The organism is Micromonospora sp. NPDC048935 (assembly GCF_043197875.1).
Taxonomy (GTDB): domain Bacteria; phylum Actinomycetota; class Actinomycetes; order Mycobacteriales; family Micromonosporaceae; genus Micromonospora.
Window position 1 is genome coordinate 1 of record NZ_JBICTZ010000003.1, and the last position, 18,390, is coordinate 18,390.

At 71.0% G+C, this 18,390-nt stretch carries 16 protein-coding genes and 2 tRNA genes; 4 read left to right on the forward strand and 14 right to left on the reverse strand.

Annotation, left to right across the window (positions count from 1 at the left end; translation table 11 throughout):
- The first annotated feature begins 644 nt into the window (after window positions 1–644).
- Window positions 645–869 (forward strand): hypothetical protein, encoded by a 225-nt coding sequence (locus ACGFIW_RS10600; RefSeq protein WP_393312815.1) that lies wholly within the window; start codon window positions 645–647, stop codon window positions 867–869.
- Between the two features lie 3 nt (window positions 870–872).
- Here the strand turns inward: ACGFIW_RS10600 and ACGFIW_RS10605 are convergent, their stop codons facing one another.
- Both ACGFIW_RS10605 and ACGFIW_RS10610 read right to left on the reverse strand, forming a co-directional pair.
- A complete protein-coding gene (locus tag ACGFIW_RS10605; RefSeq protein WP_393312817.1) occupies window positions 873–1,670 on the reverse strand; it encodes a carbon-nitrogen hydrolase family protein in 798 nt (265 codons plus the stop codon).
- 38 nt (window positions 1,671–1,708) lie between these two features.
- Window positions 1,709–2,542, reverse strand: a complete 834-nt coding sequence (locus ACGFIW_RS10610; RefSeq protein WP_393312819.1) for an EamA family transporter — start codon at window positions 2,540–2,542, stop codon at window positions 1,709–1,711.
- A gap of 41 nt (window positions 2,543–2,583) precedes the next feature.
- Between ACGFIW_RS10610 and ACGFIW_RS10615 the strand changes: the two genes are divergently transcribed.
- The gene (locus ACGFIW_RS10615) at window positions 2,584–3,210 is read left to right on the forward strand and encodes a helix-turn-helix domain-containing protein (RefSeq protein ID WP_393312821.1); all 627 of its coding nucleotides are present in this window, start codon (window positions 2,584–2,586) and stop codon (window positions 3,208–3,210) included.
- 76 nt (window positions 3,211–3,286) lie between these two features.
- Here ACGFIW_RS10615 and clpX read toward each other — a convergent pair whose 3' ends face one another.
- The 5 genes from clpX to ACGFIW_RS10640 all read right to left on the reverse strand — a co-directional run bounded on the left by clpX (window position 3,287) and on the right by ACGFIW_RS10640 (window position 7,888).
- The gene (gene clpX / locus ACGFIW_RS10620; protein ID WP_357373406.1) at window positions 3,287–4,582 is read right to left on the reverse strand and encodes an ATP-dependent Clp protease ATP-binding subunit ClpX; all 1,296 of its coding nucleotides are present in this window, start codon (window positions 4,580–4,582) and stop codon (window positions 3,287–3,289) included.
- A 211-nt stretch (window positions 4,583–4,793) separates the two neighbouring features.
- Window positions 4,794–5,456 carry an ATP-dependent Clp protease proteolytic subunit gene (locus ACGFIW_RS10625; protein ID WP_007464109.1) on the reverse strand — a complete coding sequence of 221 codons (663 nt, stop codon included), beginning with the start codon at window positions 5,454–5,456 and terminating at the stop codon, window positions 4,794–4,796.
- A 10-nt stretch (window positions 5,457–5,466) separates the two neighbouring features.
- Entirely contained in the window at window positions 5,467–6,108 is a 642-nt protein-coding gene (locus tag ACGFIW_RS10630) for an ATP-dependent Clp protease proteolytic subunit (RefSeq protein ID WP_007464111.1), read from the reverse strand.
- 221 nt (window positions 6,109–6,329) lie between these two features.
- Window positions 6,330–7,676, reverse strand: coding sequence for a trigger factor (gene tig / locus ACGFIW_RS10635; RefSeq protein ID WP_393312823.1), 1,347 nt, complete (start codon window positions 7,674–7,676; stop codon window positions 6,330–6,332).
- 138 nt (window positions 7,677–7,814) lie between these two features.
- A tRNA-Pro gene (locus tag ACGFIW_RS10640) sits at window positions 7,815–7,888 on the reverse strand.
- Window positions 7,889–8,356: 468 nt separating this feature from the next.
- On the opposite strand from ACGFIW_RS10640, the gene ACGFIW_RS10645 reads away from it, so the two are divergent.
- A tRNA-Gly gene (locus ACGFIW_RS10645) sits at window positions 8,357–8,430 on the forward strand.
- Between the two features lie 96 nt (window positions 8,431–8,526).
- On the opposite strand, the gene ACGFIW_RS10650 is transcribed toward ACGFIW_RS10645, so the two are convergent.
- Window positions 8,527–9,024: a GNAT family N-acetyltransferase gene (locus ACGFIW_RS10650; RefSeq protein WP_393312825.1), complete on the reverse strand. Its 498-nt coding sequence runs from the start codon at window positions 9,022–9,024 to the stop codon at window positions 8,527–8,529.
- A gap of 168 nt (window positions 9,025–9,192) precedes the next feature.
- On the opposite strand from ACGFIW_RS10650, the gene ACGFIW_RS10655 reads away from it, so the two are divergent.
- On the forward strand, window positions 9,193–10,656 hold the full coding sequence (locus ACGFIW_RS10655) for a hypothetical protein (protein ID WP_393312827.1): 1,464 nt from the start codon (window positions 9,193–9,195) through the stop codon (window positions 10,654–10,656).
- Here ACGFIW_RS10655 and ACGFIW_RS10660 read toward each other — a convergent pair.
- The 6 genes from ACGFIW_RS10660 to ACGFIW_RS10685 are packed head-to-tail and all read right to left on the reverse strand — an operon-like array spanning window position 10,633 to window position 18,195.
- Window positions 10,633–11,973: an O-antigen ligase family protein gene (locus ACGFIW_RS10660; RefSeq protein WP_393312829.1), complete on the reverse strand. Its 1,341-nt coding sequence runs from the start codon at window positions 11,971–11,973 to the stop codon at window positions 10,633–10,635. The genes ACGFIW_RS10655 and ACGFIW_RS10660 overlap by 24 nt on opposite strands.
- Window positions 11,970–13,382, reverse strand: coding sequence for a lipopolysaccharide biosynthesis protein (locus ACGFIW_RS10665; protein WP_393312831.1), 1,413 nt, complete (start codon window positions 13,380–13,382; stop codon window positions 11,970–11,972). The genes ACGFIW_RS10660 and ACGFIW_RS10665 overlap by 4 nt, the downstream gene beginning before the upstream one ends.
- Window positions 13,382–14,587: a glycosyltransferase gene (locus ACGFIW_RS10670; RefSeq protein WP_393312833.1), complete on the reverse strand. Its 1,206-nt coding sequence runs from the start codon at window positions 14,585–14,587 to the stop codon at window positions 13,382–13,384. The genes ACGFIW_RS10665 and ACGFIW_RS10670 overlap by 1 nt, the downstream gene beginning before the upstream one ends.
- Complete coding sequence (locus ACGFIW_RS10675; protein ID WP_393312835.1) at window positions 14,584–15,813, reverse strand: glycosyltransferase family 4 protein; 1,230 nt, start codon at window positions 15,811–15,813, stop codon at window positions 14,584–14,586. Before ACGFIW_RS10675 ends, ACGFIW_RS10670 begins: the two co-directional genes overlap by 4 nt.
- Window positions 15,810–16,982, reverse strand: coding sequence for a glycosyltransferase family 4 protein (locus ACGFIW_RS10680; protein ID WP_393312837.1), 1,173 nt, complete (start codon window positions 16,980–16,982; stop codon window positions 15,810–15,812). Before ACGFIW_RS10680 ends, ACGFIW_RS10675 begins: the two co-directional genes overlap by 4 nt.
- Window positions 16,969–18,195 carry a glycosyltransferase gene (locus ACGFIW_RS10685; RefSeq protein ID WP_393312839.1) on the reverse strand — a complete coding sequence of 409 codons (1,227 nt, stop codon included), beginning with the start codon at window positions 18,193–18,195 and terminating at the stop codon, window positions 16,969–16,971. The genes ACGFIW_RS10680 and ACGFIW_RS10685 overlap by 14 nt, the downstream gene beginning before the upstream one ends.
- Between the last annotated feature and the right edge of the window lie 195 nt (window positions 18,196–18,390).

Below are 18,390 nucleotides of genomic sequence, written 5' to 3' on the forward strand. Positions count from 1 at the left end.
CAACAAAAAATTAGTTGAACAGCTATCCCGACAACAAACAAATGTTGCCAAAGGAATCCCAACCAACCAGACACAAAGCCTGGCCAGTCCGGGGTATAAATCATAATTGGCACTGGCTTTACAAGCACCCTGTTGAGTTCTCAAAGAACAACCACACACCGACTCAAAGCCCCACCTCAGTGGAACCCGTTTCGGGGCAACCGCTCAAACCTACTTGGTCGAACTTTCATTGTCAACCTCATGTTCGAGGCGATCAATCTGGTTCGTCCGGACCCACGATGACGCACGCCGTATCCGGCGGTCGTTACTGTCGTGGGAAGCCGCAGACCGGCCGATCGCCGCTTCGCGGCTCTCCGCCCGGCTCCTGCCGGCTCCAAAACCTTACTCGGTCGGCTTCGCGTTCGCAACCCCGTATCCGGAGTGTTCCGCACCGCCCGATCCTCAGTCTCGCTCGGCGTCTCCGCCACGAGCCTGGCGCCCGTTCTCGGCCGGTTTGTCCGGCCTCCCCCGTGCAGAGAGAAAGTTACGCGGACGGCCCGGAGAAGGCAAATCAGGGTTCATCACTGGTTCGGATCGGTCGGAAGACAAGGCTGCCCGGCGGCACCCGGCGACGCGGGTCGTCTCGACGTGCCAGAGTGTCAGACATGGATGAGTCCGGGGTCGGCACCAGGGTGCTCGCCGAGGAGTCGCTACTCGGCCTTCTACTGCCGTTCTGGCAGGTGGTGATCGGTGCGGTCGTACTCGTCGTGCTGGTGCTCTCGGTGGGACGACTGGCCCGACGGGGCAAATCCCGAATGACCACCGCGCTGCTGGTGACCGCCGCGGTCATCGCCGGGTTCGCCGTGATCGGCGTCCTCCTCGAGGGCTGAGGCTCAGAGCCGCCGGTTGGCCAGGCTGGGCAATTCGGCCCGGATCGCGGCGAGCCGGTCGAGGTCTAGGTCGACGACGGACACCCCCGGGCCGTCCGGCAACTGGGTGAGGACCGTCCCCCAGGGGTCGACCACCATGCTGCGTCCGAAGCAGGTGCGACCCGGGTCGTGATCGCCGGTCTGGCCGGCCGCCGCCACGAAGCACTGGTTCTCGATGGCGCGGGCTCGCAACAGAACCTCCCAGTGATCTCGACCGGTGTGCATCATGAACGCCGCGGGGACCACCAGCAGGTGTGCGCCACCATCGGTGGCGAGCAGCCGGTACAGCTCCGGAAAGCGCAGGTCGTAGCAGATCGACAGGCCGACTCGCAGGCCCTCGATGTCCACCACCACCGGCTGGGCCCCCGGCGCGACACTCGCCGACTCGCGGTAGGAGACCCGCCCGGGGATCTCCACGTCGTACAGATGGATCTTGCGGTAGCTCGCGGCAAGGTGGCCGGCGCGGTCGAAGACAAGCGACGTGTTCCAGGTGTGCTCCGGGTCCGGGCCGGCTTCGTGGAAGGAGCCCGCCACCACCCAGATCCCGAGCCGCCGGGCGATCTCGCCGAAGAACGTGCCGACCTCACCGTCCACCGGCTCCGGCTCGGGCATCCCGGTGGCCGGGCCGAGATAGTCCACGTACTCCGGCAGGACGGCGAGGTCCGCGCCGCCGGCGGCCGCGCGGTCCAGCAGGACCTCCGCGGCGGCCAGATTGGCCTTGCGGTCTTCCCGGGCGTTCAGCTGGCAGACGGCGACGCGCATGAGCACAGGGTACGGCGGGAAGGGCCGCTCGGACAGCGTCAGAGGCTGGCCAGCACCAGCGCACCTGCGGCGAAGCCGAGCCCGGCGATCTGGACCGCGCGCAGCCGCTCCCGGTCGACGGCCAGGGCCAGCAACACGGTGCTGGTCGGGTAGAGCGCCGCGACCGCAGCGACGATGCTCAGGTGACCACGGGCGGCGGCGGCCAGGAAGAGCGCGTTGGCACCACTGTCGAGCAGACCGGCGACCGCGGCCCAACCCAGCACCCGTCGCCCGAGCCGCAGCCGCACCCCGGTGCCGACGGCCAGCGCGAGGCCGAGCGCGATGGAGCTTGCCCGCACCGCGGCCACCGGCCACATGCCGGCGCTCTCGTCGGCCTGACCGAGGAGGGTGTAGAAGACGCCGAACAGCGCCCCGGCGGCGAGGGCGAGCCCGACCAGCCGTGCCGGGACGGCGCGTCGGCCGCCGCTGTCCCCCAGGCTGACCAGGGCGATCGCCAGCACCGCGAGGCCCGCACCGGTGAGCGCCAGGGCACCCGGGAAGGACGCGGTGAAGAGGCCGGCGATGATCGGCACCACTGCGGCGGTGATCGCGGTGACCGGCGCCACCACGACCATCATCCCGCTGGCGAGAGCCCGATAGAGCAGCACGACACCGCCCGCGCCGGCGAGCCCGGCGAGAATCCCCCAGCCGATGTCGCCGACGTGCGGGGTGCCGGGCACGACCAGCACCAGAACGGCGAGCAGCGGGACACTCAGCAGTTGGGAGATCACGGTGACGGCAATCGGGTCGGCCTGCCGGGACGCCTTACCGCCGGAGAAGTCGGCCGTGCCGAACGCGACGGCGGACAGCGCGGCCAGGACAATGGGTAGCATGCATCTGTCGTACCACAATAGTGACCGCGAAGGATAGTTTAATGACCGAGGCGGGATCGGATCGAGTGGGCGCGGTGACCGCCGCGGTGGCCCGACAGGTACGCGAGCTACGGGCCCGCCGAGGCTGGTCCTTCGACGAGTTGGCCGGCCGCTCCGGGGTGAGCAAGGGCATGCTCGTGCAGATCGAGGGCGCGCGCACCAACCCGAGCGTCGGCACGCTCTGCCGGGTCGCCGACGCGTTCGGCGTCAACATCGCCCAGCTCCTCGAACCGACCGAGGAACGGGCCGTGAAGATCACCTCTGCGGACGAGGCGCCGGTGCTCTGGCAGGGCGAGCACGGCGGCACGGCCCACCTGTTGAGCGGGTTGGGCGAGCCGGACCTCGTCGAGCTGTGGGACTGGCGACTCGTGCCCGGGGAGGCGCACCGGTCCCTCGACCACCCGCGCGGCACCCGTGAGGTGCTGCACATCCTGGACGGCACGGTGATTGTCCGGGTCGACGGGCAGGACCATCCCGTCCGCTCCGGCGAGACCATCGAGATCCGCGCCGACCGAGAGCACGGCTATCGCAACGACGGCGACGAGCCGGCCCGACTGATGATGGTGGTCGTCACCCCGTCGGGCGAATGGGATCGCCGGACGCGATCACGCCGGCCGCGTCAGGAGTAGTGCCTGGGGTCGAAGCCCTCGGTCGAGCCAAGGGCTTCGACACGGGCCCTGAGCGGCCGGCGTGACGTCGGGAGGATCAGGCCGACTTCTCCTCGCGGTCCCGCCGGGCACGACGCCCGGTGAACTCGCGCGGAACGATCGTCGGGTTGACGTTTTCCAGGACCACCTCACGGGTGATCAACACCCGGGCGGCATCGGGGTTGCTCGGCACCTCGTACATCGCGGAGAGCAGCACCTCCTCGATGATGGCCCGCAGGCCACGGGCACCGGTGCCCCGCAGCATCGCCTGGTCGGCGATCGCCTCGAGCGCCGGATCGTCGAACTCCAGCTCGACCCCGTCCAGCTCGAACAGACGCTGGTATTGCCGGACCAGGGCGTTACGCGGCTCGGTGAGGATCCGCACCAGGGCGCTGCGGTCCAGGCTGCGCACGTTGGTGATCACCGGAAGCCGGCCCACGAACTCGGGAATCAACCCGAACTTGAGCATGTCTTCCGGCATGACCTGGCTGAAGATGTCGTCGGTCGACCGCTCCGACACCGACCGGAGGCGGGCACCGAAGCCGGTGCCGCCCTGCCCGGTGCGGGACTCGATGATCTGGTCGAGGCCGGCGAAGGCGCCACCGCAGATGAACAGCACGTTCGTGGTGTCGATCTGGATGAACTCCTGGTGCGGGTGCTTACGGCCGCCCTGCGGCGGCACGTTGGCGACCGTGCCCTCCAGCATCTTGAGCAGGGCCTGCTGGACCCCCTCGCCGGAGACGTCCCGCGTGATCGACGGATTCTCCGACTTACGGGCGATCTTGTCGACCTCGTCGATGTAGATGATGCCGGTCTCGGCGCGCTTGATGTCGTAGTCCGCGGCCTGGATCAGCTTGAGGAGGATATTTTCCACGTCCTCGCCGACGTAGCCCGCCTCGGTCAGTGCCGTGGCGTCGGCGATGGCGAACGGCACGTTCAACATCCGGGCGAGGGTCTGCGCCAGGTGGGTCTTGCCGCAACCCGTCGGGCCGAGCAGCAGGATGTTGGACTTGGCCAGCTCGACGGCGTCACTGCCGGAGCCGGGCGCGTTGGCCGCCTCGGCCTGGATCCGCTTGTAGTGGTTGTAGACCGCGACCGCGAGCGCCTTCTTGGCCTGGTCCTGCCCCACGACGTAGTTGTCGAGGAACTGGCAGATCTCCATCGGCTTGGGAAGCTCTTCCCACTTCACCTCGCCGGACTCGGCCAGCTCCTCTTCGATGATCTCGTTGCAGAGATCGATGCACTCGTCGCAGATGTAGACCCCTGGGCCCGCGATGAGCTTCTTGACCTGCTTCTGCGACTTGCCGCAGAAGGAGCATTTCAGTAGGTCGCCGCCGTCACCGATCCGTGCCACCTACGTTCTCCCTGCACTCATCGGCCGGAGACCCGGCCCTGACCTGCGGACGCTGCGCGCCGCCCGGCTTGGTTCGCCCCATCGGACCCACCGACGAAGCGGTACGGACCCGACGTTACCCGCTGGCGGGGCATTCTCCGACCCCCAAAACGGGTGTGTCAGAGGTCGGCCGGGAACTCCACGCCCCGGCCAACCTCTGACCCGGTACTGCTCAGCTGGCGGAGTGGGTCGCCAGCAGACCCTTCTTGCGGCTGGTCAGGATCGTGTCGACCAGCCCGTACTCCTTGGACTCCTCGGCCGTCATGATCTTGTCACGGTCGATGTCCTTGCGAACCTGCTCGATCGGGCGGTTGCAGTGGCGGGACAGCATGTCCTCCAACTGCGTCCGCATCCGCAGGATCTCCCGGGCCTGGATCTCGATGTCCGAGCCCTGCCCGTAGCCGCCCTCGGTGGCCGGCTGGTGGATGATGATCCGCGAGTTCGGAAGGGCCATCCGCTTACCCGCGGTGCCCGCCGACAGCAGGACCGCCGCCGCGCTGGCGGCCTGCCCGAGGCAGACCGTCTGGATGTCCGGACGGACGTACTGCATGGTGTCGTAGATCGCCGTCATGGCGGTGAACGAACCGCCCGGCGAGTTGATGTACATGATGATGTCGCGGTCCGGATCGGTGCCCTCGAGCGTCAGCAGCTGGGCCATCACGTCGTTTGCCGACGCGTCGTCCACCTGGACGCCGAGGAAGATGATCCGGTCCTCGAAGAGCTTGTTGTACGGGTTGGACTCCTTGACCCCGTACGACGTGCGCTCGACGAACGACGGCAGCACATAGCGGTTGTGCACGGCCGCGAACTGGGGCGGCAGGCTCAGATCGGTCATCGTCAGCTCCTCAGCTCAGGGTCCCGGCGCCATCCGGAACCTGAGCGGCCCCGATGATCACCTTGTCGATGAAGCCGTAGTCCATGGCCTCCTGGGCGGTGAACCAACGGTCCCGGTCCGAGTCGGCCTCGATCTGCGACTGGCTCTGGCCGGTGTGGTGCGCGACCCGCTCCTGGAACATCCGCTTCGTGTAGAGCATCTGCTCCGCCTGGATGGCGATGTCGGACGCCGTGCCGCCCAGACCACCGGACGGCTGGTGCATCATGATCCGGGCGTGGGGCAGGGCGTACCGCTTGCCCTTGGTGCCCGCGCAGAGCAGCAGCTGGCCCATCGAGGCAGCCATGCCCATCGCCACGGTCGACACGTCGTTGTCGATGAACTGCATGGTGTCGTAGATCGCCATGCCGGAGTAGACCGAGCCACCCGGCGAGTTGATCCACAGGTTGATGTCGCGGTCCGGGTCCTCCGCGGCGAGCAGCAGCAGCTGCGCGCAGATGCGGTTGGCGACCTGGTCGGTCACCTCACTGCCCAGGAAGATGATGCGTTCCTTGAGCAACCGGTTGTAGACCGAGTCGTCGAGGTTGCCAATGGAGTCGCCACCGCGCGCGTCAATCGCCCGGAGCGACTTCTTGGGGATGTGCATGTCGGTCATGGCAGCCCTTCGCTCTCCGTACCGTCTTTCCCGACACTAACCGCTGTGCGGGGCGGCAGAGTCCCGGTCGGGGCACTGTTCGCTCTCAGCGCAGCAGTGTCGGGGTACCCGCGGCGCGGGCTTTCGGGCGTACCCCGGCAGTGTTTGCTGCCCGGGCTCACCCGCAAAGGGAAACGGCCGCCGTCCACCGCACAGCGGCGGACGGCGGCCGCACCCGACGATCAGTGGTCGTGGTTGTGCTCCGCCTCGTTGGCGGCACGCAGCGCGTCGAGGGTGACCTCGTTGCCGGCCGAGTCCTTGATCGTGATCCGCTCCATGACGGCGGCGAGCGCCTTGCCCCGCCGCACGTCGCCGAAGACCGCGGCGGCCGCGCCGGAGCGCACCAGCTGGTCGTAGTACTGCTGGGGAGCCATCCCGGCGCGCTGCGCCCGGTGCACGATCTCGTGCCCGAACTCGTCGTCGGAGACCTGCACGTCCTCCGCGTCGGCAAGCGTGTCCAGCAGGAGCTGGACCTTGACGCCCTCGGTCGCCGCCTCGGTCAGCTCGGCGTCGATCTGCTCCTCGGTCTTGTCCTCCGCCGCGAGGTATTCCTCCATGGAGGCGCCGATCCGCTCCAGCTGGTCGACCATCGCCTGCTTGCGGCTCTCGACCTCCTCGCGGACGACACCCTCCGGCGCCGGGATGTCGGCGGCCTCGACCAGCTGGGCCAGCGCCTTGTCCCGAGCGGCGTAGATCTGCTCGACCTGCTTGCCCTGGGTGACCCGGCCACGCAGGTCGCCGCGCAGCTCCTCGATCGTGTCGAACTCGCTCGCCATCTGGGCGAACTCGTCGTTCAGCTCGGGCAGCTCCTTCTCCTTGACCGTGCGCACGGTCACCGCCACCTCGGCGTCCCGACCGGCGAAGTCGCCGCCGACCAGCTGGGTGGTGAAGGTGGTGTCCTCGCCGGCGGCGAGGCCGACGACGGCCTCGTCGAGGCCGGGCAGGAGCTGCTTGCTGCCCACCTCGTGGGAGATGTTGCTCGCCTGGCCGCCCGGCACGTCCTCGCCGTCGACGGTGGCGTTCAGGTCGATCTGGACGTAGTCACCCTCGGCCGCGGCCCGCTCGACGGTCTTGAGGGTCGCGAAACGCTCCCGCAGGTTCTTGACCTGCTCGTCGATCTCGCTCTCGTCGATCTGCAGCTCGTCGACGGTCACCTCGATGGAGGACGCGTCCGGGATGGTGATCTCCGGACGGACGTCGACCTCGGCGGTGAAGTTGAGCGAGTCACCGTCGTTGAACTCGGTGATCTCGACCTCTGGGCGCCCGAGCGTCTTGAGGTCGTGCTCGCGCACGGCGGCGAGGATGTTCTCCGGGATGGCCTCCTGCACCGCCTCGTTGAGGACGGTGCCCCGGCCCACCCGCTGGTCGATGACCGCGGTCGGCACCTTGCCCCGGCGGAAGCCCGGGACCTGGACCTGCGAACCGATCTCCCGGTACGCCTTCTTGAGGCTCGGCTCGAGCTCGACGAACGGCACCTCGATGGCGAGCCGCACGCGCGTCGGGCTCAGAGTCTCGACGGTGCTCTTCACAGGCGTACTCCTTGACGGATCTCAGTTGAGTCTGGGCGTGATTCAGCCCATCGAGTGTAGGCGAGCCGGCCTGACGCTCCGGCAGCGCCCGGGAACCGCAGTGTGCGGCACCCGGGGCGGCCCGGCCGCGGACGACAGTCGGGGTGGCGGGATTTGAACCCACGGCCCCTCGCTCCCAAAGCGAGTGCGCTACCAAGCTGCGCCACACCCCGTGGCGACGTGCAGTCTATGCCGTCGGCGCTACTCAGGCGGTGCCGGGGCACCCACCACTCGGACACTTCCCCCGAAATACCCCAAAAGTCCGCCGACCCGTCCGCCCCGGCCCCCTCGGGCGGCCTCACGAGCCTCAGGGGCCTCGCGGGCCTCGCGGGCCGCGGACCTCGCGGGTCGCGGGCCTCGCGGGTCGCGGGCCTCGCGGGTCGCGGGCCTCGCGGGTCGCGGGCCTCGCGGGTCGCGGGCCTCGCGGGTCGCGGGCCTCGCGGGTCGAGATCCACTCGACTTTCCGGAAGTCGCGGCGTCCCGGGCGCGCGGAGACCGCGACTTTCCGAATGTCGAGTGGATCTTCGCCGGGTGTAGGCGCGACGCGCGGGCAACGCGGTGCCGCCGGGCGGTGGCGTGGCTGCGCGGGCGACAACAGCATTGGGTACGCTGTCCGCGCGCCCTGTTTCGGCGGGGTGCACGCGGGCGTAGCTCAATGGTAGAGCTTCAGTCTTCCAAACTGACTACGCGGGTTCGATTCCCGTCGCCCGCTCCACGCACGAAGGCCCAGGTGAACGCATGATCGCGAGCCCGGGCCGAGCCTTCCCGTCCTCGGCGCGGGTCGCGTCCCCGAGGAACCGGCTCGCACGTGTCATGACGGGCGCGGTAGCGCGAGCCACTCCTGCCAGGTGATGTCGCGGCCCGGATAGCGGGGCTGCCGGAAGGGCCAGTCGGCGGCGATCCACCGGGGCACCAGCGCGTCGAGCGCGCGTTCCGCCTCGCCACCGACGAGGTCGTTCACCACCCACCAGGAGATCTCGGCGTCCGAGCCGATGCGTTCGGGCGGGTCGACGTAGACACAGCCGAGCAACGCCGTCTCGTTCTCATCCAACAGCGCGTAGTTGAACGACTGGTGTGCGGCGATCTCCCTCTCGTGCCGCAGCAGGTCGACGCGGTCCTCTTCGGAGGTCATCGTCGCCGGGGGCCACGCCCACGCCGGGCCGAAGATCTCCCACAGTCGTTCCCGGGAGCCCATCACGGCCGGGTAGTCGAGCGCGGTGTCCGCCTCCCGGATCGGCCGCAGGTGCAGCGTGGTGGTGGGTACGGAGACACGGACGGGGTGGACGAAGTCGTCGGGTAGCCAGCTCACCGGCCGAGGCTACCGCCGGTGCCGAATGCCCCGGGGTGGTCGTCGCGGCGGGCCTGCTCGCGGACTGTCGTCATCCAGGCAGGACTTCCTCGGCTCCGGGACTATGCCGGGCCGGACCGGATGGGTCGGCATGGATATCATCACGTGGGCAAGCGGAAGAGGTCGCACATGCAGCCAATTGGTCCGTACCAACGGATCCGGAGACTGGGCGTCTGCCAGATTGGCAGCATCTGGTCCGCCGTGGACGGTGGGCAGCAATCTCTCGTGGTGGTGGTGCTGGACGTCGGCATCGCCGGCGAGTCTCGGTGGCGGGACGCCTTCGCGGCCACCACCCACGCGATCGCTCACTCGGAGGCGGGCAGTCCGCTGTGGGTCGGCGCGGACTTCTTCGCCGCCACCCCCTGGGTCGCGTACCCGAAAGACCTCCTTCCGACGGCCGAACGCACCTTCGCCGCACTCGGGATGACCTACCAGCCGGATCCGGCCGAGCCGGACGATCCACCCGCCACACCGGAGCGCACCCCGACGACACCGGTGCCGCCGCGCCAGACGCCGCGGGCCGAGCAGACGCCCCCGGCCGAGGCCGTACACACGCCACGAACCGAGGCCGTACACACGCCACCAGCCGAGGCCACACACACGCCACGAACCGAGGCCGTACACACGCCACCGGCCGAGGCCACGCAGACGCCACCGGCGGACCGGCGGCCCCCGGCCGAGCAGGCGCCGGCTCCGCGCGCCCAGCAGACGACGTCGACGGACGACCGACCGCCGGCCGTCGAGCCGACGACACCAACGCCGACGACACCGACACCGACGGAGCAGGCTCCGATGCCGGTGTGGGCGGTCCCGTCGCGACCGCAGGACACCCGGCCTCGCCCGGCTCCCGCCACCCCGGAACCAGAGCCGGAGCCAGAGCCGGAGCCGGCGGCGACGTCGGCCCCGAAGCAATCCCGCGCCGGCCGGTGGGCGCTGCCGGTCATCGGTCTGGTCCTCGGTCTCGTCGCCGGTGGTGGTCTGGTCCTGCTGCTCGACCCGGGCACGGATCCGCCAAAACCGCAGCCCACGGCGGGCCCGTCGGGCCTGCCCGCACCGGCCCCCGCCTCCGCGCCGCTGAGCCCCGGGCTCGAACCGCCAGCTCAGGGCGAGTGGCCTGCCCTGTGGGTGCGGTTCGCCGCCACCGACCGGATTCTCACCCTCAACGAGTTGGACGGTCTGCCGTTTCCGATCAAGGTGCCGCCGAGCTGGCAGTGCACCTCCGTGGAGCGGGCCGAGGGGCTCAGCAAATATCAGTGCGGCGCGCCGGCGGGCAGCGAAGCCGAACTCGGCGGCGAGTTGGTCGTGCGCGACTGCCCGGCGCCCTGCGACGGGCCACGCCAGACCGCGATGCGTACCGCTGAGGAGGCCTGGGGGTTGCAGTGGGTGCGCAGTGGCCCCTCCTCCGCGTACGCCGAGACCAGCAGCCTCACCGTCGACGGTGAGCAGCGGTACGGCCTGGTGGTGGTCGCGTACTGGCGCAGTGACAGCGGCGACATCGACAAACAGTTGGTGCTGCGGATGACGGCACCGGTCGGTGGCGCCAACCAGCTTCGCCGGGTCGCCAATTACCTACGGGACGTCCTGATCTTCTGACCTGGTCGTCTGTTCGGGTGCGGGGCTGGGCAGCCCGGCTCGCGCGATCAAAGCGAGCGGCAGCCAGGTCAGATACCCGGCGAGGGTGACGGCCAGGTGCGATGCCTCCAGCCAGGAGACCCAGAGCAGCGCGATCAGGAACAGCGCCGGGCCCGGACTGCCGGCACCGGCAAGGAGCATCGACCGCCGCCAGACCTGGCACAGCAGCACCGTGAACAGCACGACGGCGAGCAGGCCGCCGACGGCGAGCAGGTGTACGAGCACGTTGTGCCCGTGGGTGTAGCGGCCGCCGAGTGCCGCGGCCAGGTCCGGCTGCCGCTCGAAGTATTCCGGGCCGTGGCCGGTCAGTGGCCGCTCCGCCCATCGGCTCAGCAGGGCCCGCCACGTCCGGCCCCGGTTGGTGAAGCCCGCCGGGTCGGTCGTGAGCAGTGGACTGAAGATGGTCAGACCGAGCGCGACGACAAGCGGGATGCCGATCAGCATCGACAGTTGCCGGCCGCGGCCCCGTTCGAGCCGGTCGGCCTGTCCAGCGGTGCGCCAGCGCAGCAGCCCCCAGGTCAGCAGGACGACGATGGCGGCGAGTTGGCTGGTCCGGGAGCCGGTCCAGAGCAGCGCGACAAGGATCAGTGTCAGCGTGACCCGACGCGACGTCGTGTGCCGGATGCCGAACGCGAACGGCAGGCTGAGGGCGAGGATGATCCCGAGTACGTTCGAGTGTGCGTACGGGCCGGCGAGCAACCCGCCGATCGCCCAGCCCTTGTTTCCCGCGTCGGCTCCGGTGAGCAGCCCCAGGTCGGGCCACCCGGCCGCCAGCAGCATCGCGACGACAGCGGTTGCCGCCCCGAGCACACCGATGGTGGCCAGTGCCCGCGCCCCGGGTCGGAGCACCCAGATGGCGACGACGGCGATCGGGAGGGCCAGGGACACCGGGCCGGGGGGTTGCCCGTTCAGCAGCCCGGCGAGGTGGATGGCTGCCAGCGGGGCGAGGACCACGAGGAGCGCCCACAGGCGATCCGGGCGTCGGTGCCGCAGCCCGTACGCGGTGAGGAGGAGGGCCAGGCCGATGAACGCCGCGGTGGTGACGTCTCCCAGGATGCGACCGGCCAGCGGCATCGACTCCACGGCGGAGTTGAAGGCCGGCCGCCCGTTCTGCAGGATCTGGACGGTCGGGGGGATGGTCACCCTCATCCAGGCGAGGATCAGCAGGGCGACGACGCCCGCGGTGCCGACCCACTCGGCGCTGCCCGGGTCGGCGCGGATCAGTTTGCCGGCCCGAAGGAGGGCACCCTTCGTCTGGCCGCCGGACAACGCACTCATCGGACTCCCCCGCCTGTGCCTGCTGACTGTGCTTGGGCAGCATCCCCTGCCTCGGGAGGACCGGCCCGGCGAGCCCGCCACCGCCGCCTGAGCCAGGCGTGCAGGTGACGAAGATCCGCGGCGTACGGCACGGTCACCGCCCGTAGGGACGGCACCTCCGGCAGCCTGCGCACCGACCGGGCGGCGATGCCGGCCGCCACGGCGTACCCGATCAGGCTCGCGAGGGCCGCGCCGACCGCGCCCTGCGGGGCCAGCACGACCAGCAGCAGTACGCCGGTGAGTGAGCCGACGACGAGGGCGACCGACGATCGGGCCGCCCTGTCGTTGACGAGCAGCAGGGCGCTGAAGATCTGCACGCAGGTGAACACGACGGTGGCCGCGCAGAGGATGACGGTGGGCAGCGTGGCGGGGGCGAATGCGGCGCCGAAGAACCGGGGCACCAGCAGACCCGCGCTCGCGGCGAGGACCGCGCACCCGAGCACCGCCACCGGCACGGCGACCCGGGCCACCCGCAGCACGGATTCGTGGTCGTCGCCGCCCGCCCCGCCCATCAGGACGGTCCGGGCCGCCGTCGCGACGACGGTCGGCAGTTCCGCCACGCTGACCGCCACCGCGTAGAAGCCGAGTTCGCGTGCGCCGAGCAGGGGTAGGCCGATGACCTGGTCGAGCCGGGCGCTGGAGGTCGCGGCGAGCACCCCTGGCAGGCAGGTGAGCGAGTACCGGATCAGTGAGCGGACAGGGATCGGTGCGGCCCGGTCGGCCGGCTCGGCGGGTCCGGCCGGCTCGGCGGGTATAGCCGGGTCGGCGGGTGCGGTGCGACTCGGTGGCCCTGCGCGGCGGCGGAGCCGGGGCAGCCCGACGAGCACTCCGCTGGCCGTCGCGGTCAGGAAGAGCGCGGCGGCCCAGAAGGCGCTCAGGTCGACCGTCACACAGGCGATGACCAGCAGGATCGTCCGCAGCGCCGCCGGCACGACCTTCATCAGGTTGACGCCGTTGAGGTCCGAGGCACCGGTGAGGGCTCCGATGACGAGGTTCGTCAGGATGTGCAGTGGCGCGAGTAGCGCGAGCACCAGGAACTGCTGACGGTCGACCTCCGCCCGGTCGAAGACGAGGAAGCCCAACACGCCGAGCAGCAGCACGGCGACCAGACCGAGTGGCAGGGCTGCCACCAGGCTGACCCGGGCGGCGTCCCGTCGGGACAGCCGGCGCTGGCGGAGGTGGAAGGTCAGCGCGTCCTGGAGACCGTAGGTCCCCAGCCAGCCGCAGATCACGATCGGCAGGGTGAGCGCGGCGTAGAGCCCTCGCCCCTCCGGCCCGAGTTCACGGGAGAGGAAGGGGCTGACGAGCAGTCCGCTGACCGGGATCAGGAGGTTGGCCGCGGTGGAGGCGACCAGCCGGTGGACGGCCATCACCGTGCGGGTTCGGCGCCGGCGGCGCCGCGATCGGCGAGGTAGCCATCGTCGCGCAGCGCTGTGCGGAGGCGCTCGGCGAACCGGTCCTCGGAGAACTCCCGCTGCACCAGCCGCGTCGCCGCCGCGGCCATGGCGTCGAGAGCGGCAGAGGTGGTCGCGAGGAGTTCCGCGGCCATCGCCTGTGGGTCCGCGGCGATGCGGACGGCGGGGCTCGCCGGCACACCCTCGGCGCCCACCGCCGTGGTGAAGACCGGAACCGCGTGGGCCAGCAGGGTGAGGGTCTTCAGTTTGACGCCGGCCCCACTCCACACCGGCACCACACCGGCGCGGGCGGTGGCGAGTGCGGCGCGCAGGTCGTCGACGTAGCCACGCACCCGTACCCCGGGGTGCCGGTCCAGTTCGGCGTGGACCGGCGCGGTCAGGCCCGAGCCGATGAGGGTGAGGGTGTAACCGGACCGGGCCAGCGCCGGCCAGCCCTCGGCCAGGAAGCGCCGCAGGCCGGTCAGGTTCGGCGCGTACGCGAAGCTGCTCAGCCAGACCAACTCCCGCTCCCGTGGCCGGGGCAGATGACCGGACGGGAGCGGGACGCTGCTGGGCAGCACGAACGTGGCTGCCCGGCCGTGGTGTCGCCGCAGCCGATCCGCCTCGTCGTCGCTGGTCACCGACACCGTCGCGCAGGCGGCCAGCGCCCGCCGCTCGAAGCGGGTCGAGACGGCGGTCAGGTAACGGGCGCGCAGCCGGTACGCGAGGTTGCCGGCCGCCTCGATCTCCTGCGGGACGCTGGCGGCGAGCACGTTGGCCTTGTCCCAGTGCCAGCGCAGCCCGGTCCCGTGGAAGTAGGCTCCGGCCGCCTCGCCGAGGGCTATCGCCGCACCGTCGCGTCGCCGGAGCTCGTCGTGCAGTTCGGCGCTGTAACGGCTCCGGATCCAGGGCGGCAGACCGTACGCGAGGGCCTGCGTGTATCGGCCCGCCGGGCCCAGGCGGTCGTAGCGGAATGGTGTGGCCGCGAAGGTACGGACGCGCATCGGGTCCAGCATCCGGCGCAACTGCTCCACGTGGTCGGCCGTGGTGTCCGGGCGGCGGACCACCAGCAGGGTGCAGTCCGGCACCTGGGCCAGCGCCCGCAGCGTCATCGACACCCGGACGGGATCGCCCCGGTCGAGCGGGATCGGCAGGTACGACGAGACGACGCTGAGGGTCACCGGTACCCACCTCCGGACGGCGCGGTCGGTCGGGTCGGAGTCGACCCGGCCAGGCCCCGCCAGACCGACAGCAGCCGGTCGGCCTGCACCGCCGGGGCGAACTCCGACCGGAGCCGGAGCAGCAGCGCCTGGGCACGCCGCTGGGCCGTGGCCCGCTCGGCGACCACCGTCCGGATCGCGGTGGCGAGGGCGGCCGGATCGTTCGGGGGAACGAGCCAACCGCAGTCCGGACCGACGAGTTCGGGGATGCCCGAGACGGCAGTGGTGACGACGGGGACGCCCTGACTGGCGGCCTCCATCAGGAACACCGGAATGCCGTCCAGGTCGCCGTCCGGGGCGGGCCGGCAGGGCAGCGCGGCGACCTGCGCGCCGGCGAGTGCCGCCGTGGCCACCGAGTGCGGCACCGCGCCGTGCAGCACCACGGCGTCGGCAAGCCCCGCCGAGTCGACCTGACGGCGCAGGTGATGCCGCAGTGGACCGTCGCCGTAGATGTCGTACCGGATGGCGTGCCCGGCCTGGACGAGCCGGGCCACCGCGTCGACGGCGGTGTCGATCCCCTTCTTCGGGATCAGCCGGGCGACGGTGACGATCCTCGTCGGCGTGCCCGGCGCGGGGGCGGGCACCGTCGGCGGCGCGGCCAGGAGCCGGGCGTCGACGCCGGCCCGGACGACCCGGTGGGGAATCGTCGCGATCGGCACTCCCCGGTCCGCGAGTTGACCGGCGGTCGCCGTGGAGACGACGAAGAGGTGCCGTAGTCGGGCCAGTCGCCGGCGCAGGGCAGCCGGGTCCGGGTCGAGCAGGAAGTCGGCGGCGTGCGCCGTCGCCGTCACCGGCCGACCGAGTCGACGCCCGAGCAGCAGGGCGACCGCGGTGGGCACGTTGACGAAGTGGGCGTGCACGACGTCCGGGTCGAAACGCGCGACGCTGTCCGCGAGGGCGCTGGCGGCGGTGCTGGCCAGCAGGCCCCGCGCCAACCCCCGCCCCCCGGCGGCCCGCGACGGCAGCCCGAGCAGGCGCAGGTCGGCCGGGAGCCCGGTGGGACGGCGGAGCAGGTGGACGGCGGCCCGGCGCGGCTCGGCCCGACGGTTGCCGTCCGGGTTGGCCACGAACACCTCGACCCTCGCCCCGGCCGCCCGCACGGCCTCGATCTCGGCGGGAATGAAGGTCTCGGTGAGCCCGGATGGGCGGACCTGGACGTACGCGATCCGTAGTGCCGTTGGGCTCACGCGGCGTCCCGCGCGGGGGCCGGCCGGTGGGCGCGGCGGACGGACTCGAAGAACCCGGCGTGCCGATCGACGCAGTCCGCGTCGGACAGCAGGCCCGGGGTGCCGGCGGCGCCGGTCGCCAGCTCCTGCCGCAGCCGCTGTGAGGCCACCAGGGAACGCAGCACCGAGGCGAGCGCGTCCGGCTCTCCGGGCGGGACCAGCATGCCGTTGACGCCGGAGCGGATCCACTCCCCCGGCCCACCGCCCTCGGTGGCCACCACCGGCAGCGCCCGCGCCAACCCCTGGAGCACGGTCTGGCCCAGTGGCTCGGGCCCCAGCGACGAGTGCACCAGGATGTCGATCGAGTCGAGGAACCCGTTGATGTCGTCGACGTGCCCGAGAAACGTGACCTGCTCGCCGATGCCCAGCGTGGCGGCGAGTTCCCGGAGCTGCGTCTCGTAGGCCTCCTCGCCGAAGAGCGGGGCACCGCAGAGGTACGCGCGCACGTCGGTGCCGCGCAGGCTGGCGGCGAACGCGCGGAGGAAGATGTGCTGGCCCTTCCAGTGCTGAAGCCGGCCGACCATCCCGATGGCCCTGACCTGCGGCCCGACCTCGGGGTGCGGAAGCCGCTCGGAGATCCCGCTGGGGCTCTGGATCACCGTCCGCTGGGCCGGGCCCGGCGGGACGCTGGCGAGGGTGAACCCGGAGTTGGCGATGAGCCCGTCGGCGCGTCGCATGGCCAACCCGCGGAACGCGTGCAGACCGATCGGGCCGAGGCTCTCGACGGTCAACGGGCCGCGCAGGTGCACCACGAGCGGGCGGCTCCGGGCCCGGTCGGCGAGCGCGCAGATGATCGCCGCGGCCGCGGTGTTGGCGTGCACCAGGTCGGCCTGCTGGAACAGCGGGCTGCGCCGCAGCACCCGGGCGCCGTCGCGCAGTGCCGTCAGGTAGCGGGCCGCCAGCATCGGCGCGCGACTTCGGGTGCCGCCGGTGGGCAGCGTCGGCAGATCCCGCGCCTGCGCCACCTCCTCGGCGGGAAGCTTGTCGAAGGCACCTCCGGTGGGCGGGGCGTACAGGGACGCCTGCCAGGGGTGTCGCTGACCGAGCAGGCGGGCCAGGGCCAGCTCGGCTCCACCGGGTTGCGCGGTGTGGGTGACGTGCAGCACCCGCATCGGGTCAGTCACACTCATGATCGACCCACTCGGTCACCCGGCGGGCGAAGGTCTGCGTCGAGAACCGCCCCGCCTGGACGGGCATCCGCGCCGGGTCCAGCTCGTCGAGTCGGCTGGTCGCCGCCGCGTGGTCACGGGGGTCGAGCGAGTCGACCAGGACACCGGTCTCCTCGTCGACGACGGTCTCCAGCAGCCCACCACGGCGCAGCCCGACGACCGGGGTACGACAGGCCTGCGCCTCGACCGGAACGATGCCGAAGTCCTCGTGGACCGGAAAGAGCAGGGCGCGGGCTCCCCAGTAGAGCTGCCGCAGCCGGAAGCGGTCCGGGTGGACCTCGATGGTGACCGGCACACTGGCATCGTGCGCCAGGCGCCGCAGTCGGGCCTCCTCGGGCCCGGAGCCGGCGATGACCAGGGGAAGGCCGGCCTCCTCGGCGATCGCGATGATCAGGTCGAAGTTCTTGTAGCGCACCCAACGCCCGACGCCCAGCAGGTAGTCGCGGGGTTGCGCCCGGTCGGCGGCCGGGGCGTCCGAGAAGAAGTCCACGTCGACCGGCGGGTTGATCACCCAGGCGTCGCGCCCCCAGTGCCGCTGGATCCGGTCGCGCACCTCGACGGAGTTGGCCGCGTAGCTGTGCACGTGGTGACTGAGCCCGACGTCGAGCGCCCGCATCAGTCGTCGGGGAACAGCCAGCATCGGGCCGGACGCCCGGTCGTCGACGCTCGGGTTCCACAGATAGCGGGCGGGCGCGTGGACGTAGCTGAGGTGCCGGGTGTGGTCGGGTTTCCCGAGCCGGACCGTGTGCGCGAAGGCGTGACTGGAGGAGATCACCACGTCGAAGTGGTCGCGGGTGAGGGTCCGCCAGACCAGCGGCATGAACGGCAGGGCAACCGCCTTGTTGCCGCGCAGCGGCGTCCGGGCCAGCCATGACACCCGCAGTGGTGGCGGGTCCGCGTCGTCGTCACTCCACAGGGCGAAACGCTCGGCGTTCGGGAAGACCTCGGCGAGCTGCCGAAAGACCTGTTCCGCGCCGCCGGTCGCGGTGAACCACTCGTGCACCAGCGCGACCGAGCGGCCGGTCTGGGCGGGCGGGGTCGGGCGGAGTGCGCCGGACGGCCCCGGCTGGCCCGGGATGCCCTGCCAGGTGCCGGCGTCCGCCTCGGCACCCGCGAGCGCGACAGGCGACTGCCCGGGCGGATGGTGCAGTTCGGGTGGAACAGGCTGATCCATCACCTCGTACCCCCGTAAGAGTGTGGACGATCGGCGACGCAGCCGCCGATGATAGCGAACATATTGAGCGAATTACATACCACAGCCGACACACGTCAGTATTCGGACATCCGATCGGCGCCGCCATTACCAATCGTCCACACTCTATGCTGTACGTCCATCGAGGACGTATCGTCGGGGCGCGGCTCGACCCGT

Bases quoted from the DNA above. Each gene is read 5' to 3' on its own strand.
- ACGFIW_RS10600 (WP_393312815.1), top strand. From the start codon at position 645: ATGGATGAGTCCGGGGTCGGCACCAGGGTGCTCGCCGAGGAGTCGCTA.
- ACGFIW_RS10605 (WP_393312817.1), bottom strand. From the start codon at position 1,670: ATGCGCGTCGCCGTCTGCCAGCTGAACGCCCGGGAAGACCGCAAGGCC.
- ACGFIW_RS10610 (WP_393312819.1), bottom strand. From the start codon at position 2,542: ATGCTACCCATTGTCCTGGCCGCGCTGTCCGCCGTCGCGTTCGGCACG.
- ACGFIW_RS10615 (WP_393312821.1), top strand. From the start codon at position 2,584: ATGACCGAGGCGGGATCGGATCGAGTGGGCGCGGTGACCGCCGCGGTG.
- ACGFIW_RS10625 (WP_007464109.1), bottom strand. From the start codon at position 5,456: ATGACCGATCTGAGCCTGCCGCCCCAGTTCGCGGCCGTGCACAACCGC.
- ACGFIW_RS10630 (WP_007464111.1), bottom strand. From the start codon at position 6,108: ATGACCGACATGCACATCCCCAAGAAGTCGCTCCGGGCGATTGACGCG.
- ACGFIW_RS10655 (WP_393312827.1), top strand. From the start codon at position 9,193: ATGCAGCCAATTGGTCCGTACCAACGGATCCGGAGACTGGGCGTCTGC.
- ACGFIW_RS10660 (WP_393312829.1), bottom strand. From the start codon at position 11,973: ATGAGTGCGTTGTCCGGCGGCCAGACGAAGGGTGCCCTCCTTCGGGCC.
- ACGFIW_RS10665 (WP_393312831.1), bottom strand. From the start codon at position 13,382: ATGGCCGTCCACCGGCTGGTCGCCTCCACCGCGGCCAACCTCCTGATC.
- ACGFIW_RS10680 (WP_393312837.1), bottom strand. From the start codon at position 16,982: ATGAGTGTGACTGACCCGATGCGGGTGCTGCACGTCACCCACACCGCG.
- ACGFIW_RS10685 (WP_393312839.1), bottom strand. From the start codon at position 18,195: ATGGATCAGCCTGTTCCACCCGAACTGCACCATCCGCCCGGGCAGTCG.